The sequence below is a fragment of the Pleionea sp. CnH1-48 genome, from assembly GCF_024124665.1.
Classification (GTDB): Bacteria; Pseudomonadota; Gammaproteobacteria; order Enterobacterales; family Kangiellaceae; genus JAMXSB01.
The window spans coordinates 234,719-251,516 of record NZ_JAMXSB010000004.1 but is presented as its reverse complement, the minus strand read 5'-3'; the positions used below and the strand labels follow the sequence as shown (position 1 = coordinate 251,516).

14 protein-coding genes are annotated in these 16,798 nt (G+C 38.9%); 1 reads left to right on the top strand and 13 read right to left on the bottom strand.

All coding sequences use genetic code 11. The features are described 5' to 3' along the window. Nucleotides 1-104: 104 nt before the first annotated feature. From NH399_RS08385 to NH399_RS08375, 3 genes are all read right to left on the bottom strand, one after another. Nucleotides 105-956, bottom strand: coding sequence for a cupin-like domain-containing protein (locus tag NH399_RS08385; protein ID WP_253038761.1), 852 nt, complete (start codon nucleotides 954-956; stop codon nucleotides 105-107). Nucleotides 957-998: 42 nt separating this feature from the next. Next, nucleotides 999-2,291, bottom strand: a complete 1,293-nt coding sequence (ectB, locus tag NH399_RS08380) for a diaminobutyrate--2-oxoglutarate transaminase (RefSeq protein WP_253038760.1) — start codon at nucleotides 2,289-2,291, stop codon at nucleotides 999-1,001. 1,025 nt (nucleotides 2,292-3,316) lie between these two features. Continuing rightward, entirely contained in the window at nucleotides 3,317-3,811 is a 495-nt protein-coding gene (locus NH399_RS08375) for a GNAT family N-acetyltransferase (protein ID WP_253038759.1), read from the bottom strand. 868 nt (nucleotides 3,812-4,679) lie between these two features. Here NH399_RS08375 and NH399_RS08370 point away from each other — a divergent pair. Continuing rightward, nucleotides 4,680-5,666 (top strand): BsuPI-related putative proteinase inhibitor, encoded by a 987-nt coding sequence (locus NH399_RS08370; protein WP_253038758.1) that lies wholly within the window; start codon nucleotides 4,680-4,682, stop codon nucleotides 5,664-5,666. Nucleotides 5,667-5,774: 108 nt separating this feature from the next. Here the strand turns inward: NH399_RS08370 and NH399_RS08365 are convergent, their stop codons facing one another. The 10 genes from NH399_RS08365 to NH399_RS08320 form a co-directional block, all read right to left on the bottom strand. Continuing rightward, entirely contained in the window at nucleotides 5,775-7,136 is a 1,362-nt protein-coding gene (locus tag NH399_RS08365) for a S9 family peptidase (protein WP_253038753.1), read from the bottom strand. A 315-nt stretch (nucleotides 7,137-7,451) separates the two neighbouring features. Further along, nucleotides 7,452-8,435, bottom strand: coding sequence for a S9 family peptidase (locus NH399_RS08360; protein WP_253038751.1), 984 nt, complete (start codon nucleotides 8,433-8,435; stop codon nucleotides 7,452-7,454). A gap of 9 nt (nucleotides 8,436-8,444) precedes the next feature. After that, the gene (locus NH399_RS08355) at nucleotides 8,445-10,571 is read right to left on the bottom strand and encodes a peptidase domain-containing ABC transporter (RefSeq protein WP_253038749.1); all 2,127 of its coding nucleotides are present in this window, start codon (nucleotides 10,569-10,571) and stop codon (nucleotides 8,445-8,447) included. A 3-nt stretch (nucleotides 10,572-10,574) separates the two neighbouring features. Beyond that, nucleotides 10,575-11,813 (bottom strand): HlyD family secretion protein, encoded by a 1,239-nt coding sequence (locus NH399_RS08350; RefSeq protein WP_253038747.1) that lies wholly within the window; start codon nucleotides 11,811-11,813, stop codon nucleotides 10,575-10,577. A gap of 78 nt (nucleotides 11,814-11,891) precedes the next feature. Next, nucleotides 11,892-12,122, bottom strand: a complete 231-nt coding sequence (locus NH399_RS08345; protein WP_253038745.1) for a hypothetical protein — start codon at nucleotides 12,120-12,122, stop codon at nucleotides 11,892-11,894. A gap of 10 nt (nucleotides 12,123-12,132) precedes the next feature. After that, the gene (locus tag NH399_RS08340; protein WP_253038743.1) at nucleotides 12,133-12,627 is read right to left on the bottom strand and encodes a hypothetical protein; all 495 of its coding nucleotides are present in this window, start codon (nucleotides 12,625-12,627) and stop codon (nucleotides 12,133-12,135) included. After that, entirely contained in the window at nucleotides 12,620-13,249 is a 630-nt protein-coding gene (locus NH399_RS25880; RefSeq protein WP_253038741.1) for a TauD/TfdA family dioxygenase, read from the bottom strand. The genes NH399_RS08340 and NH399_RS25880 overlap by 8 nt, the downstream gene beginning before the upstream one ends. 6 nt (nucleotides 13,250-13,255) lie before the next feature. After that, nucleotides 13,256-13,651: a hypothetical protein gene (locus NH399_RS08330; RefSeq protein WP_253038729.1), complete on the bottom strand. Its 396-nt coding sequence runs from the start codon at nucleotides 13,649-13,651 to the stop codon at nucleotides 13,256-13,258. Between the two features lie 591 nt (nucleotides 13,652-14,242). Beyond that, nucleotides 14,243-15,835: an AbgT family transporter gene (locus NH399_RS08325; RefSeq protein ID WP_253038727.1), complete on the bottom strand. Its 1,593-nt coding sequence runs from the start codon at nucleotides 15,833-15,835 to the stop codon at nucleotides 14,243-14,245. A gap of 255 nt (nucleotides 15,836-16,090) precedes the next feature. Continuing rightward, on the bottom strand, nucleotides 16,091-16,783 hold the full coding sequence (locus NH399_RS08320) for a hypothetical protein (RefSeq protein WP_253038725.1): 693 nt from the start codon (nucleotides 16,781-16,783) through the stop codon (nucleotides 16,091-16,093). Nucleotides 16,784-16,798 lie beyond the last annotated feature (15 nt).

The following is a 16,798-nucleotide window of genomic DNA, read 5'->3' as shown; positions in this document are numbered from 1 at the left end:
TTAAGCTCAGCAGCCCCTACTCTCACTTCTGGGAAAGCAAATGTGGCTGCTATTTAATAGTGTTGATACGGGTGTTTTAAATACGTCTCTGAGGCATTCGTCTCTTAAGATATGTAATTAAGATAAGAGCGATAGCGTTTAAAGAAACTATCGTGATGCATAAAGCCTGCGAGCCCTAATAAAGAAACGGCATTATAATAAAGGTTTTCTCGCGGCATCTTTTCAATCACTCTTGTTAGTGCAGAAAATGCAGTGGCCTTGGTATGATAGTCAATGTTAAATGAAATACTGTCGGTTAAAGTTCGCACATGATGTAACATGCCTGCGGGCATGATTAATACATCACCGCCATTAATCTCTACACTTTGCTGTTCAATTAAATCTGTGTCCTGCACTTGCTCTGGGTTGTGATCAAACCAGCGCCAACCTCGACGGCGGCATGCATTTCTTTGGTGCCACGGAACCAGAGTAAAGCGTTTTTTTCCGGCCACCTGAAAGAACAAGTTGTTCGTTCTTAAAGTATCAAAATGCAATGGTGTCACCGCTCCTGCGGGTGACATAAAGAACTGTACGAACTTCCACCACTGCTTTTGATAAAATGACGGTAAAATCGAAGATGGAAATGAGCCTATGTCTTGGAGTAAATCTTGTGTTTGCAGAAAAACAGGAATGTCGTGACAGTAAGGAATCTCAGTGCCAGCCTCACCCGCCTTGAACTTTTGCAAAATATCAACATATTCCTGCATCGTCGTATTCTGTGTACGAATGTTACTTGCACCAAAGTACTTTATGGTAACTTCTAGATCAGGAAACTGTTTTTGAAAATAGGTTGGTGACCACAAATCGATGGCAGGCCATTGATTAACAAGACCGCGCAAAACTACCGCTTTGCCTTCAGCTAACTGTTGCTGACACTCAGCAACGTCCAAGTGATTAAACTCTGATATACCAAACATAAAGATTTACTACTCAATACACTAAATTGTCTGTGGTGTAATTTAAACGGCCTGTTTAATTGATAAACTTTGCGATTGCATATTGCTTTCTAGGTTATGGAATGCCTGTTTAAGAATATCGATGCCTTGCTGCAATTCTTCGTTTGGAATGGTTAGCGCAGGCATCAACTTCACCGTTTCATCTTCAGGACCACAACGTTCGAGAATTAGCCCTTGCTTAAAGCAGTCCTCTACCAAAAACTGAGCCATAGACGCATCGCTCATTTCTATTCCTTGCATCAACCCCAACCCTTTCACTTGGATCACTTTATTAGTATATTGTTCTGCAAGCTGGTGCAACTCATCACTGATAATATTCGCTTTCTCTTTTATTTTTAACGCAAACTCAGTCGTTGACCAATAGTGTTCGATCATGGCTTTTGCAGCTACGAACGCCAGATTATTACCACGAAAAGTGCCATTGTCTTCGGCGGGTTTCCAGACATCAACCTTTGGTTCGATCAACAGTAATGCCATTGGCAAGCCAATGCCACCCAAAGATTTGGAAAGGCAAACCATATCGGGCTTAATATCGGCGCGCTCAAAACTAAAGAACTCACCAGTGCGGCCACATCCCGCCTGAATGTCATCAACAATTAATAAGATATTTAATTCTTGAGTGAGTTCTCGTAATGCTTTTAGCCACTCGATAGAAGCAACATTAAGGCCGCCCTCTCCTTGCACGGTTTCTAAAATAATGGCCGCAGGCATATCAACACCTGAGCTAGGATCCGTTAGTAATTTTCTAAAATACTTTATCGAATCGAAAGAGTCACCCGCATAGCCTTCAAACGGTAATCGTGTAACTTGTGAGTAAACACCGCTTTGTCGATGATGCTCATTGCCAGTCAAGTTTAATGACATTCCCGTCATGCCATGAAATGCATTGGTGAAACAAATAATGTTTTCACGTTGTGTGTACTTGCGTGCAAGCTTAATGGCTGACTCAACCACACTGGTTCCGGTGGGGCTGGTAAACTGCATACGGTATTTTAACAATCTGGGGGTTAAGATGTGTTCAACAAAGCTATCAATAAACTCCATCTTTGCCTGCGAATACAGATCAAGTCCCATCAGAATGCCGTCAGACTCAAGATAGTTCACAACTTCGTCTTTAATTGCTGAGTTGTTATGCCCGTAATTTAAAGCACCTGCACCTGACAGAAAGTCAATGTAAAGCTTACCCTCACTATCGGTGAGGCTAGATCCTTTTGCCTGTTTAAAAACGACCGGAAACTGCCGGCAATATGAACGAGCATTAGACTCGTGTTGCTCAAAAACCAAAGGTGACTGCATAACCTGCCTCCAGATGAAATAATAATACTCGTCCCATAAACATATTTTTGCATGGGCATAACTGTCTTGATAATTCATGATATGAGTATTTTTTAGGCGCAGCCGAGCGCCTTCTTTAATCAATGAATCATTAAAGACTTAAAATCAGTTATGTAAATTTAATGATCATGAGAAAGCCTATAACGAATGACAGGCCATCCTACTGAGTCATAATTTCCGTTTTAAACCACGACTTCTCTCATTATTCAAAATGAGAATTCTTTTATTACAATAATAACCATATTATTTTTATTACTTCATTCAATAAGGTAGTTTTGTGCCGAAACTACTCAAGAAACTTCGCAGTGCATATTAAGTGCCGCAAGGTTCAATCTGAAGCGAGCGAGAGACTACATGGAAAATTATTTACGTTCAACCGTTTTCTTGGAATAAATTTTTAAGAGCTCCTTTTTGTCATTTAATGGCTTAAATAAAGATCAACAACACACACATATCTCAATTAAAAATAATTTCAATAACCTGCTAAAGCCCATTCTAAAATAATAGAAAAATGCGGAAGTTTATTTTTTGTTAAGTAAAAATATTCTCAGTAATTAGTGACAAAACTTTGCGGCCAAAAAGGTTTCTTTTTTCACCCTGTTACTTTTTAGCATTCAGTACCACAAGGTTCCTCTCTGCTTCTTCTATCCATTTTTATAGAGTTTTATACTCAATTTACAAGGTGACAACAATTCTTAATGACGACTCAAGAATAATCTTCAGGCACTCCGTCATATACATTGAAGATTACATAATATACGCATGTAACAGGAAGAATAAGATATTCGTAATGAAATGTTTCCTTAATAAAAGATTCAAAATCTTATTGTGCACCAAGACCTTTTATATCAATCTGAAATAACATATAACAACTATGAATAGACACTAGTTAAAAGAGAGGTTGAAAAATAATAAATGTAGGCAGTTAACTCTGTGATTATTGAAACAGCAAGCAGCTCATTAGAGCTAACTTACTGCTGCATTGGCTATTTATTCTTCACTATATATTCAAAGAACTCTTCACCCTCTTCAGAAGTCACTAAACGAACCTCTTTAACGGACAATTTTTTAAACATATGTTGCCAAAAGTCATGAGCCATTCGATCCTCTTTATAAACAGCCACATGCCAAATATTAGCTTCAACGCCAAACATCAAATCTTGCACAGCTGCATGAGCGAGTCCTTTGCCACGATATTTAGGCAAAATAAAAATGTCAGATAACTCTTTCAGTTCTTGTTCTTCCAGTTCTGTAGTTTCTATGGTGACGAAACCTGCTATTTTTTCATCAAAAAGAATAAAGTAGCCTTCACATTCTTCATTACCGTTGGAAACGTCCTTTAAGTAGTCATCATCGATATCGTAACGCCCATTGTTATCGATATCTTCGTCAGAATAATATGAGTTGTGGGCCTCGTAGAACTGCCATAGCTGGCTCAATGCCAGAAAACTTGAAGAATCAAACTTACGCAATGAAAACATAATAACTGTATACTCCTTAAACTTGTTCATAGTTAATGCAAGCATTAAATCGAAATTCGAAACAATCGGCAATAGTTAATCTAACCTTGATTAGCTGAATGCAGTGGTATTCTCGACAAGGCTAAACATGCACATTAAGGGTAAGCCGCTTTCTATAGAAAATATTCTAAAGATTTTGTGTTCTTAAAATCATGCTCATTTCTTATGTTATTTCACATCTCTGTTTTATTATTCTAAATAGAGCATGTAAACGAGTATGCCTTTTTATTTCTGATTAAACTTCTATCGACATATTAAAACTCAGACAAAAATACACCTTGTCGAGATTGTAATTTGCACATATTGGCTTTGCTTATGGCTCAAAAACATAAATATAATTTTACAATTATTGTATTTATAAAGCATTGCAATCTGCGAAAAATCAACACGCTCAGCAATCACCCAAATTTTAACAAATAGAAGAAGCGTTCGTGGTGGTGTTAATTAAACTGACTACCCGAAACATGACAACCCTATACTTCTACGACTGTCACACGTTTAAAACATGATCAACAAATAGTATACAAGCTGTCTAAGACACGAATAATTCTGACTTTTAAACTACAAAGGCACTATCAATAGTAATGCCTTTGTATAAATACCACCCTCTATAAAATAAAAAAAACCAAGCAGCCTAACATAATTTTCAGTCAAAAAGCCCACATGAATTTTTCTTATAGGTTTCATTATTTTTTATACATTGAGCACTTATTTTTCGTTACCTAGTATTTGTCGCGAACTTCATTTGTGAGGATAAGAACAATAACCTTCCTTCTATAAGTGATTTCTTTTTTTGATGAAAAATTTTAAAAACTTAAGGATGTAAAATATGGAAACTCTAAATCGTTCACTACTAGGTTTAACATGCGCAGTGTTTTCTTCTGTGGCATTTTCGAATGACTATTTGATTCATGCCAACGAAGATTATTCTAAATATGTCGGAGCCAACGAACAGGTTGAAGAGTCAAAAGTCGTTGATACATACGGCGATAACTGGAAGCAATACAGCAGCTTTTTAGGAAGTAAAAACCAATGGGTTTGGACTGACTCAAGCAACAAGTTCTATTTGTATAATAACGATAGCAATCGAGCATATCTTTTTGCTGATCTGGACGCAGCGGTAGGTTCTACTTTTGATATCGAATTGGATGCTTGTACGACGAAAGCAGAAATTCAACAAAGAGATCTAACGGTTGATACTGTTGCAGGTCAATTCAATAACGTGGTAGAACTGACGTTTTCTGGCCCTTGTGCAGACGCAGGATATTCTCGCGCATTATTCGCGCCAACATTAGGTCTTGTTTCTTACGAATACATCACATTTGCAGGCAGCCAGGAAATGAAACTGGACTCAGCATTTATCAATGGTGTTGAGTACAAGAAAACATTTGATCAAATCAGTGTAAGCATGGATTACGCCGCAAAACGTGTGTTCACTAATACACAGAATATGATCCCTGCCTACATTACCTTAACCAACAAGTCAGACTCCGACTATGTTATGCAATTTTCGACAACACAAACTTTTGACATCGAACTGATCGATGATAATGGTGTTGTTGTAAATGTTTGGTCTGCTAACAAGCGTTTTGCACAAGTCGAAACCAACATCACTATCAAGCCTGGACAAGAACAAAAAATTGGTGGTGAAATTTCGATGCGAAATATCAACAGAGGCGACGCTTTGGACCTAGGAACCTATACGGTACGATTAACTCTTAAAGGCGGTTCAAAACCTGATGCTTCGGTTTTCTCGGTTGCTCCTATCACCGTTGAATTCCCAGTTCACATTGATTCGCAAATGGTTGCGTTTTAATTTGGTTAAGCCGTAACGTGAATACGTTACGGCTTTCGATTCGCCTGTCAATTAAAGTTATTGAAAACAGACATAAATACTTTTTTGAAGGACTATGAGCGTTAGGTGTTAAATATCATTTTGCACCTTAAACCACTCGACCACATCAGATAGGTACTCCGGAGCATAGCCAGTATATGTTCGCTTTCCTTGCTCATTGGTAGTGAACAACACGTTGCCATGTTCTGCCCCCTGATACACTTTGTACTCAATAGGCTTTCCTTTCTTACTTAATGCCTCTAACACTTCCGTTGTTTCTCCCGTTGGAATACTTGAATCTTCACCCGCTAATAACCAAAGCGAAGGCGTTGTAATATCTTCTAGAGTTTCTTGAGGATTGTAGCTTCGATTAAAATTAGGGCCATCGCCTCGTTTCCAGTCAAAGTAAAGTTTCCAGCCAAAATCAGGAACTAAAAACGCGCCAGATTGCGTTGCCTTTCCCGCAACGGTTCCTAACAACGAATCAGAACCAACAATAGCTCGAAACCAGTCATCGTCGATGTGTTTGTTACGCAATGCAAATAACCGATCCCACGCGGCATCATCACCACTTTCCAGAATGGCGTCTAACTGCTCGTTCATCTCGTCGGCCACAGCGATCTCTTTTTCTCCGAAGCCTTTATCTAACAACTGATAAACATAACCCCATCGATCTTCTCTGGGCACAGAAACAGCACAACCAAAACCTACCATAATGGACTGAATATCGATTTGTTTGGCAACTAAAGGAGCAATCCAACCACCTTGACTAAAGCCAGCCAGGTTAATTCGTTCAGGGTCAATATCGTTTCTTGCTTTAAGCAGTTCCGCTGCAGCGACAACGTCGCCAGATAAGGTTGGGAAGTGTTGCGTGTACTCGCCTTCTGACTGCCCAGTACCGCGCTTATCAAATTTGAAGCCTGCGATTCCATTGGCTGCGAGTAAATAAGGTAGTGCGTAATAATCCACAGCGCTATAACTTTCTGAGCCATGAATCAGAATAACCACAGGAAAAGGCCCTTCGCCTTCTGGCAATGTCAGCTTTCCACGGAGTTTCAAATCACCACTCTGAAACATCATTTCTTCATGACGCAGACCTACTCGTTCGACAGAAATTGAGTTACCCTGTTCTACCCAGTTAGCGCCTGTGGCCAGACCTTTTTCTGAATATACAAATGACCCAGTAGCGACTGTTTTTTTAGAACGAAAACCATTAGCTGCCTGAAAGACTCCTTTGCCATCGTGATAAAGGGATTGAACGTCACCATTTTTATGCAGAACGCGCATTTTTGTTGCTGTTGACGGTGAGATAGTGACTAGCTTTCCGTCTGGAAATCGATACGCACCGTTGTAGCTTGTGTCAACGGCCTCTTCTTGCGGCTCTTTATCCCACAAAAAATACCCACCCAAAATAACCGCGCCGACGGCCGCAATTTTTAGTTTTATCCCCATGTTCAAACATCCAGTTTTTTACTTCTAAAGTTGAGTTAGACGTCATGACTCGACAATGGGTTTAAAGGAGTTAAAGAAATATTTGATAGAAACTAAATGGATGAGATAAAGGAATGAAAATTCGGGTTGATTTTAGTAGAAGAAGTAGTATAACAACAAATAATCATTAAAAAAGCAGCCAGTTATCGATAGCTTATTCGCAATCAATAATTGGCCGTTTGTGGTCTTACAACAATTTAAAACCAGGGTATGCAATAAGTTGCAGCACCAAAACCAACGGGCATACCGAGCAAGCCCCCGGGATATAGAACAGAATCACTCTGTAAGATATTTTCGAAACCACGAAGTAATTTGCTCGTTTACCTCTTCTCTATCCAAACGAATGCTATGCCCTCCCTGTTCAAACATCACCATTTTATAGGGTCTATTTAAGTCATTCAGTGCCATTGCTAACTTCAATGCATGATTTGCCGATACTCGTTTATCATCGTTAGCGTGCAATATCAAAATTTTTGATTCATTCGTTTTATGTAGAAATTTAAGTATCGAGCGCTGGTTTAAGGTTCCTTCTTTATCTTCTTCGTACCCAGGGATCCTTGCTTTATATACCCGCTCCATCTTAGGTCGTTCTTTCAAAACTTCAACTAAATCAACCGGTGTTGCGACAAGTACAGTAGCCTTGATATCCGTTAATGTCTTTAGAGCCAACATTGTCTGCATGCCACCTCGACTCGCCCCCATCATTCCAACTCGTTTTGTATCGATACCTGGGAACTCTGGAAGCAAATGATGAAGTGCAATAACATCTTCAACATCTTGACCACCGAACTCATCGTTATCTTCCTGATTGCTCCAATTTTTAGACCAATAGGAGCCGCCCCGATATTGTGAACCAATAACGGCAAAGCCATCTTCAACCAGTGGAAATAATCGTCGCATCATATATCCAAAAACGACATTGCCATATTTTGCATTACCACCTCGGTTAAAAATGACGGTTGGACTTTTAGTATTTTCTCTTTCCTTAGTTGTGATATAAAATCCTTTAACAAAGGTACTTCCAACTTTGTATATTATATTTTTGCATACCAACTTAGCTTTATAAGACTCATATTCATCTTTTGGAAAAGCTTTTAAAAAAGCCTCTGTGGAGCCCTTTTTACGAGTCATTACCTTTTTCCACGATTCATAAGAAGCAAAAGGCCCCGAAAAACAACTTCTTTCATCAACAAGCTTTGTTTCACCTTTGGCATAACTTCCTAATATGCCCAAGCAAAAATACAATATTATTTTTTTCATACTCACTTCCTATTCTTTAATTTCGCAATTCTGCTCTGCGTCATTAAGTTTTTCTAGTTTAATAACCCAATCTGCACTGTTAATCGTTTCTACTCTATGAGAGATAAATATTTTAGTTGCACCTAGTTTTCGAATATTTTCGTTCACCATTTTCTCATGTTGAACATCTAGATGAGAAGTAGACTCGTCAAGAAATAATACTTTTGGTGATTTGTAGAAAGCCCTGGCTAAAAAGAGTCGCTGTTTTTGTCCTCCAGATAAGGTATTCCCCATATCACCAATAATCGTATTATATTTCATTGGTAAGTCGTGGATATCTTTTGCAATAACAGAAAAAAAAGCACATTTTTTCGCCCACTCTATGTCTGGTTCCGTAGAAAAAAAAGTGATATTTTCTATCAGCGTACCAGATAGTAGCTTGTCTTCTTGCATTATTGACGCGATCTGCTTTCGGTAATTATGTAGGCTCCATTGCTCTATAGGTATCCCATCAATAAGAATTTGTCCCGAAGTGGGCTTTAGTAAACCTAACATAAGTTTCATTAAGGTCGTTTTTCCACATCCTGAAGGCCCTGTAATAGCTACTGATTCATTGAGCTTTATATGAGCTGATAGATTTCTTATAATGTATGGTTCCGCATCTGAATATCGGAAAGTAACATTTCTTAATTCAACCTCCCCCTTCAGCTCTCTGTTCTGAACGTCAAAACTGTCTATATTTTCTGATGCAGACAGTACAATATCTCCTAATCGCTGGAAGTGAAGTCTAAGCATCTTAAAGTCAATTAACTTATCGATTAATGAAGTAGCTTTACTACGAAATTGACCTTTAAATGCCAAAAAAGCAACAAGCATACCGACACTTATAGTTTTATCAACAACGAGTGTAGCAGCAATATATATGACAATAATATTCTCAAAGCCAAATAATAATATTTGGAAGCTGTCAAACAATATCCGTAATCGTTGCATAGCAAGAGAAGCATTTATCGAATCTCCAAAGTGGTTTAGCCACTTTGCATGCTGAATGTTTTCTGCAGTAAACAACTTAACCAGCTCTGATGATCTGACATTTTCTATAAAATTTGTGTCTAGAGCTGCCTTTTTTACAATATAGTCTTCATTTGCAGCTTTAAATCGCGAAAAGAAGACTAAACGAAAAGTGATAAATATCATAACAATGACTAACGTGACCGTAGCCAAATAAGCACTATATGCAAACATCAAAGTCAAGGTGCCTATGACCAGTAGCCCATCAACAAGAGACTCTACAACATTGTTAGTCAGTGTATTCTGAATAGTATCAATAGACGAAAAACGAGAGACAATGTCTCCAGTGTGCCTTTTGGTAAACCATTCAACAGGGAGTTTTATAAGATGCTTAAATATATTGCTTCCAAATTGAATGTTTATCTGTGCGGCTGTTATTGCAACTAAAATTGAACGTATAGCATTTAGCAAAGTATTAAAGATAACGATAAACGTGAAACCAATTGCCAAAGAAGTCATCATATTTAAGTTGCTACTTACAACGACACTATCGATAACTACTTGCGTATAGATAGGCAGTAGCATACTAACAATCTGGAGAGATAAAGAAAGCAACAAAACTTTAGCAAAAAACGGTTTTAATCCAACTATGTTTTTTGCGAAATCGCCAAGCTTCAACCTGTTTTCGGGCTCTTTCTTTTCAAATGTTGAGTTTGGGTAAAGCTCTAGTGCCACACCAGTAAATTTTTCAGATAATTCTTCAAAGCGAACTTTCTGCTTTCCTTTTGCTGGATCGAGGATGTAAGCATGTTTTCCATTAACGGCATCTAGAACTACAAAATGGTTCATTTCCCAATGTAATATACAAGGCATCGATAGCTCTTTCAAATCACTTACCTGGCTTACATCCATCCTTACTGGTCGGCAGGACAGCGATAATTGCTCAGCCAGATTAATCAGCTCTTTCAGAGACGTGCCTTTTAACGTTGAGTTATACTTGTGACGTAAAGAAACCAGCTCAATTGATGCACCATAGTAGGAAGAAATCATAGCGAGACAGGCCAGGCCACATTCTGACACCTCTGACTGATAGATTATTGGTACAGTCTTTCTGTTAATCCATGATATTTTTTCAATAGCTCCCATAAATTAGTTCCTATTGAAAAGAGTGTTTATAAACCAGTCAATAATTTGCATCGTTTCAATTATCACCTCTGCATCTAATAACATACCACTTTGTAGTTCATAGGACTTTCCTTTTCTGACAATTCTTTCATCTTCTAACTCAACTTTTACCAAATAGACAGGAACTACTGGTTTGAGCTGAGCAACAATCTCTTCTGGTTTTAAAACACTACTAGAAACTTCAATAACTTGCCCATCGAATAGGCCAAACTCTTGGTATGGAAATGCATCGAACTTGATTTTTACAAGCTTTCCTGGGTATAACTCGCTGATCGCACTGGATGGAACTTGGACCTCCGCGATAAGTTGGTTTTTTTTAGGTAATATTGTAGCCAACAATAGGTTTTGATCGATTTTCTGACCTTTATGAACTTGCAAGAAGCTGACATGACCAGAAACTGGAGAAACGATTCTAACATTGTTTTTCATCCGACTATCAAGCAGTGAGGTTTCTATAAGACTAAGTTCCTTTTCCAGATTGTTAATTTTAATACTGTTACTATTGATAGTTGCTACACCCTCGAGTTCCAGTTGGTGCACTTGGGATTCAAGCTTAACAATATTTCCTTCGGTTGCCTTGATTTTTACTCTTTGCGCAACAATGTTTTTTTCATAATCCCATGATAGTTTTTTTGATGCATGGCCCTTACTTACTAAGTCAGAGATGTTACTTAATTGCTCTTGCAATACACTTTTCTGCTCATTCTCTAACGCGAGCAACTCTTTTAACTTAGCAAGCTCCATTTTTAATGATTTCAATTGTATTTTGCTAACAGATCGATCACTTTCAAAAAGCTGTCGAGTTTCCTTTATCGTTTTTTTTAACAATGACTTCTGGCGCTGCAACTCATTTAACTTTGCTTTATTGTAGTCCACACCCTGTTCATCGATCAGGCTCCGCTTGATCTCAAAAAGTGGCTGTTCCTCATCAACATAACCTCCTCCTTCTACCAGTACAGAATCAATGATTCCACTGATCTCTGAATAAACCTTAATTTCACCATGCAAAGGCATTAGAATGCCTCTGACTGAAACTTTTCGAGAATAAGTAGAAAGACTTACAACAACTAACGATATAATAAAAAAACTAAGCAGAGTTACAATCAGGTAGCTAAGTAGCTTGGGAGTTTTAATGAGGGCTCTTCCATACTGATAATCACTTTTCGCACGAATGGCTTCATTTCTAAATAGGCTTCTGTTCATTATTGGGGATTGCTTAATCGAGTACTAACTAAATTGGCCTCAAAAGTTCGTGAGGCCATAAGGCTAAATCAAAACGCTCTAAACGCCTGACTTACTAGCATTTTTAGGTGCTGGCTTGGGTTTCCAGCACCAGTCCTGATAGCATTGGTTCTGACAAATATTGGTTCCACAATCCTGTACTTGACAAGCAGCCGTACCGCATGCAGAACACTCAGGATCACCGTCCCACCCTCCAACAACGTTCTTTAACAAAGCCTCATCGATCAGTTCTTTTTTATTTAAACCTTTTAGTTCTTCAACTTTTTTCATGTAATAGTCCTTAATATTTACGTAATTTAAGTATTGCGTCTTTTGTATACTGGTCTGGATATATAAGAAACCAACGAATAAATATATCCTTCCCAAGCATTTCATATATCAGTTCATAACGCTGGCCTTTTTCCTGAAGAATTTCCTTTTTCAGCTTCTTCTTATGCTCTTTCTTTTCACTAATTGTTGTTGGAGCATGATGAATGTACCGACCAAAATACGTGTTACAAAACTGCACATAATTTCGTGTAAACAAAATAAATGTATGCCACATTTTGTCAATGATTAAGATAGGGTGATCGATAACCGACAATAGCTCACTATTATACTTTTCAGACAACCAAAAAAATCTGAGCATGTCTTCGAATATAGTATTCGCATCATCTCTCGTAACGTCATACTTTTGACAAAACCCATCAATTACATCATCATCCTTAAACTCAAGCAGCAACTTTAAATCCACTATTTCTTCTTTCAATGGGCTCACATTATTTGACTCAATCATTTATATGTATCCTAGTTTTAATCCAGTACCTAACCAAACGGCGTGTATTTCCATAAAATGCCTTTCTTCCATGTAACACTCGCTTGTTATCAATAAAAAGTGCGTCGTTCTTCTTTAGTTTTATTTCTGCGGGCTTTGACTGCTCAAGCCTTTTTATAAATATATTTAGTGCATCACCGCTTTTTTGCTGTGGTCGATGGATAAGCCAATCAGCATAGTAGAGTCCAAATTGACTCAACATAGGTGCCAACTCGTACTTTTTTTCTCCTCCAGCTGGAATACGAACGAAAATACTTCTCAAAGCGTCCTTCTCTGAAGCAGTAAAATTATCAATAAGTTCATGAGAATCCATCAATAACGATTCCCCTCCATCCATTGAAGGGCATTCACAAAACCAAGCAACGTACTTGGCTATAGGGTGATCAGTATGTAACGACATACCTTTCGACGTTAGTAAAGCGCCTCCCTTGCTGGTATCAACTTCAATATTTGTTTTAGCAAATACTATCCCAAGCTGCGCCGACAATGCTTCATACTCTTCTATGGAACCTAACTCTAAATGACAATATCCTTTTGCATACAGAGAAAGCTTAAGTTCTCTTAATAAAGCTCTGTTAACCACAATTACCTATCTTGTTTTTTTTGAGATACGATTCTCTAATATAGATTTAATAGCCAAAAATTCATCATTGCTAATTAAGTAATACACATCACTATGCTGCAAGTAGAACTCCCCTAAGTTTGCCAGAACGACATCCTCGCCACTAATAAACTCAAATCGATAAATATGTTCTTTATCATCAATATTCAATACTTCGTTGCGCTCAATAATATTAACTATTTTTTTCTTTAAAGTTTCAAAGTCTCCATGACGCGAAAAAACGGTCCTTCCATTCCACGCCGCTTTTTCATGCAATAGATTAATAGTATCTAGCGCTTTAATACTAAACTCAGCATTCGCTACTGAAAAACTCATAACTGATGATAATAAAAACACTGCATTCACATAGCTTCGAAACTTCACTTATTGCTCCCTATATTTTTTATAAAGCCCGATAATACGGCTTCCAAACAGTATTACACGTTATAGAATTTATATTTCAATTTTATTACACAAGAATCACTTTATTGCTCACATTAACTTTCTATCATGGCATTGCGACTACTTTCCAATCTGCATGAAGAGACTCAATACGACTTTACATCTTACTCTTTGGGCGTATCATTATTAGCAAACAACTGTGTTTAAATCCCTTTGTTGATCTACAGCAACTAATGCAGCTTCCCCGATACTCGAAAAACATAGTAGAAACTACTCAAAGCCAATCTGCTTGTCAAGCGTAGGTAAACAAATTTTCTGAGTAAAATAAATGATAAACTAATAAAAAATTTTGAGGCACAGCAAAAGGAAGTTATATAAAAGCTAAGTGAAGAAATGCCAGCCCCACCAAGTAATTAACGGGCTTCCAATTCTTAAAGTTTGATTATTTAAGGTGATTACCAATAATTTGCTCGATATTGCTGATAGCTTAAAATCAGTCTATCAAAACAGCCAAGAATAGATAGTTTGCAACCTACCGATCATTGGCTGTTTTATCACTTCGCTAATATTTAACTAGGGTGTGTAATAAGTCGCAGCACCTGGACCAACTGGCATACCCAGCAGGAACACCCAAATATAGAATAGTGCTGTCCATGCCACAAAGAATACCATCGAGTATGGCAACATCATCGCTATGAGCGTCCCCATCCCCAGATTCTTCTGATACCTCGCGGCCACCGCCAATATCAAACCAAAATAGCTCATCATTGGAGTGATAACATTAGAAATTGAATCACCAATTCGATAAGCAGCCTGAATCACTTCTGGCGCAAATCCGATCAGCATTAGCATAGGAACAAAGATAGGTGCAGTCACCGCCCATTGAGCCGACGCACTACCTAAGCTTAAGTTGATCATCGCACACATAATGATGAATAGAACAAACACTTCGGGTCCATCTAAACCCAGTGCCTGTAGCAAAGCCGCGCCCTTCACTGCTAATACCGTACCCAGATTAGTCCACTTAAAGAAAGCAACAAACTGAGCCGCAAAGAATACCAGAGTAATGTATAAGCCTAAGCTACTGATACTTTTTGCCATGGCGTCAATGACGTCGCGGTCATTTTTCATGGTGCCAGCGAAGCGTCCATAAACAAAACCAGGAATGGCAAAAGTGATGAAAATAAAGACAACAATACCTTTAAGGAAAGGAGAGCCAGCAACAGAACCTGTTTCTGGGTGACGTAATATGCCACCTTCTGGAACAACGGTTAAAGCGAGCAGGCCTACTAATGCAGCAAAAGAAAGACCAGCAAATTTTAACGCACGCATTTCTTGACTGGTTGGCTTGTCCATTTTTTGCTCGCCAAGATCAATAGCAGCATCATCTTTATTGTAAGGTCCTAAACGAGGCTCAACGATTTTCTCAGTAACTAGAGCACCCGACGTCGCCACAACAAAGGTACTGATAACCATGAAGTACCAGTTTACCTCTGGGCCAACCATATAAGTTGGATCAAGTAAGTGAGCCGCTGACTCAGTGATACCAGACAATAGCGGATCAACCGTACCCAACAAAAGGTTCGCACTATAACCACCAGACACCCCGGCAAACGCCGCGGCCAAACCAGCGAGAGGATGTCGACCTAGAGAATGGAAAATCATTGCAGCAAGAGGAATCAGTACCACATAACCTAATTCGGATGCAGTATTTGAAACGATACCAGCAAATACGATGGTCACGGTAACCATACGCTTTGATGCACCCATCACCAATGCACGCATGGCAGTAGATAGCATTCCAGAATGCTCAGCAACCGCTACACCCAGCATGGCAACAAGTACCGTGCCCAGCGGGGCAAATCCAGTAAAGTTGGTTACCAATCCTGTAACAATACGCTGAAGACCTTCAGCATTGAGCAATGAAATAACTTTGATCATTCCATCCGCTGCACGTCCTGCGCTTCCTTCGGGGCGAGGATCGGCCACACTGACGTCAAAATAACCTAACAAGCCACTGAGTAAAACAATACCCAGTGCAAACATAGCGAACAGTGTCACAGGGTGAGGTAATAAGTTACCTAACCACTCAACGGTGGCTAAGAAACGGTTAAACCATCCCTTTTGTGCAGTCGCAGCATTAAGATTTGTTGAATAATTGTTCAAAACTACCTCTAATTTGCTGAAATTTTATGATTTTCTTTAAATTGAGCAACAGTGTATAAAAAAGTCCTGCTGGTCTCAAAGATTGTTTGATCGGATCAGGACAATTACCATACCCAAGCACACTTGCATGGGGTGCAAGTGGCCTCATATCGACAAATAGAGAAAACAATTATCTTTCTGGGGCATCTCCCCGTTTTAATACAGCTAACTTTCCAGAGTACCTCGGTATTGCCACTGGCTCTTGAATCTTTTGCATCATAAATTCGTAGGATGACTGTTTTTAGCTACTTTGTTTCTCTTATAGGATTGATAAAACACGCTGGCCAGGAAAAACAACATCAATAACAGAACGATATCTGGTAGGTTACCTAATCCATAATCATAAAATACTTTAGGAATTCGATCAGCGCTTTGCTCTACAAATGAACCAAGAGATAAGTAGAGCGCAAAACACATTCGCCACAGATGCCTGGCGATTCTATGACCACCCACAACGCCCTTCGTGAGCAGCATTCGAATATCCAAACCGCCGGCCACCAGGGCCATAGTCGCAAAGAAGTAATAATACTCGTAAGAAATGCCTCTCAGGGTGCCCGAATTAGAGCTTTGTGCTTCGAGACCTAGAAAACCGCAGACCCCAAAAACCAGCAGAGCAAATACAGGTGCTACATAATCAAACACCGATAGGGAACCTGGCGCAGAACGAACAACACTCCAAGCCGTCGCAACCAGATAGCAGGTAAAAATACCGGCCATAGCGGTAATCATAAAGCTATCGACCATAGCCAAAACAAAACCCATGAATGCCTGAATAAGCATAGTAATAAAGAATACATTGCCCGCTTTGCGATGTAGGCGCCCTCCTTTTTTGGTTAACAGCCCCAGAATGCCAGCAAAGACTGCAATGGTCCCCGTCGCTATATGCAGTATCAATCCCAATGTTCCCATTAATATCTCCTACTT

Excerpts from the sequence above, each read along its gene's own strand:
- NH399_RS08320 (WP_253038725.1), bottom strand. The coding sequence starts at position 16,783 with ATGGGAACATTGGGATTGATACTGCATATAGCGACGGGGACCATTGCA.
- NH399_RS08365 (WP_253038753.1), bottom strand. The coding sequence starts at position 7,136 with ATGGGGATAAAACTAAAAATTGCGGCCGTCGGCGCGGTTATTTTGGGT.
- NH399_RS08345 (WP_253038745.1), bottom strand. The coding sequence starts at position 12,122 with ATGAAAAAAGTTGAAGAACTAAAAGGTTTAAATAAAAAAGAACTGATC.
- NH399_RS08370 (WP_253038758.1), top strand. The coding sequence starts at position 4,680 with ATGGAAACTCTAAATCGTTCACTACTAGGTTTAACATGCGCAGTGTTT.
- NH399_RS08385 (WP_253038761.1), bottom strand. The coding sequence starts at position 956 with ATGTTTGGTATATCAGAGTTTAATCACTTGGACGTTGCTGAGTGTCAG.
- ectB (WP_253038760.1), bottom strand. The coding sequence starts at position 2,291 with ATGCAGTCACCTTTGGTTTTTGAGCAACACGAGTCTAATGCTCGTTCA.
- NH399_RS08355 (WP_253038749.1), bottom strand. The coding sequence starts at position 10,571 with ATGGGAGCTATTGAAAAAATATCATGGATTAACAGAAAGACTGTACCA.
- NH399_RS08360 (WP_253038751.1), bottom strand. The coding sequence starts at position 8,435 with ATGAAAAAAATAATATTGTATTTTTGCTTGGGCATATTAGGAAGTTAT.
- NH399_RS08340 (WP_253038743.1), bottom strand. The coding sequence starts at position 12,627 with ATGATTGAGTCAAATAATGTGAGCCCATTGAAAGAAGAAATAGTGGAT.
- NH399_RS08350 (WP_253038747.1), bottom strand. The coding sequence starts at position 11,813 with ATGAACAGAAGCCTATTTAGAAATGAAGCCATTCGTGCGAAAAGTGAT.
- NH399_RS08375 (WP_253038759.1), bottom strand. The coding sequence starts at position 3,811 with ATGTTTTCATTGCGTAAGTTTGATTCTTCAAGTTTTCTGGCATTGAGC.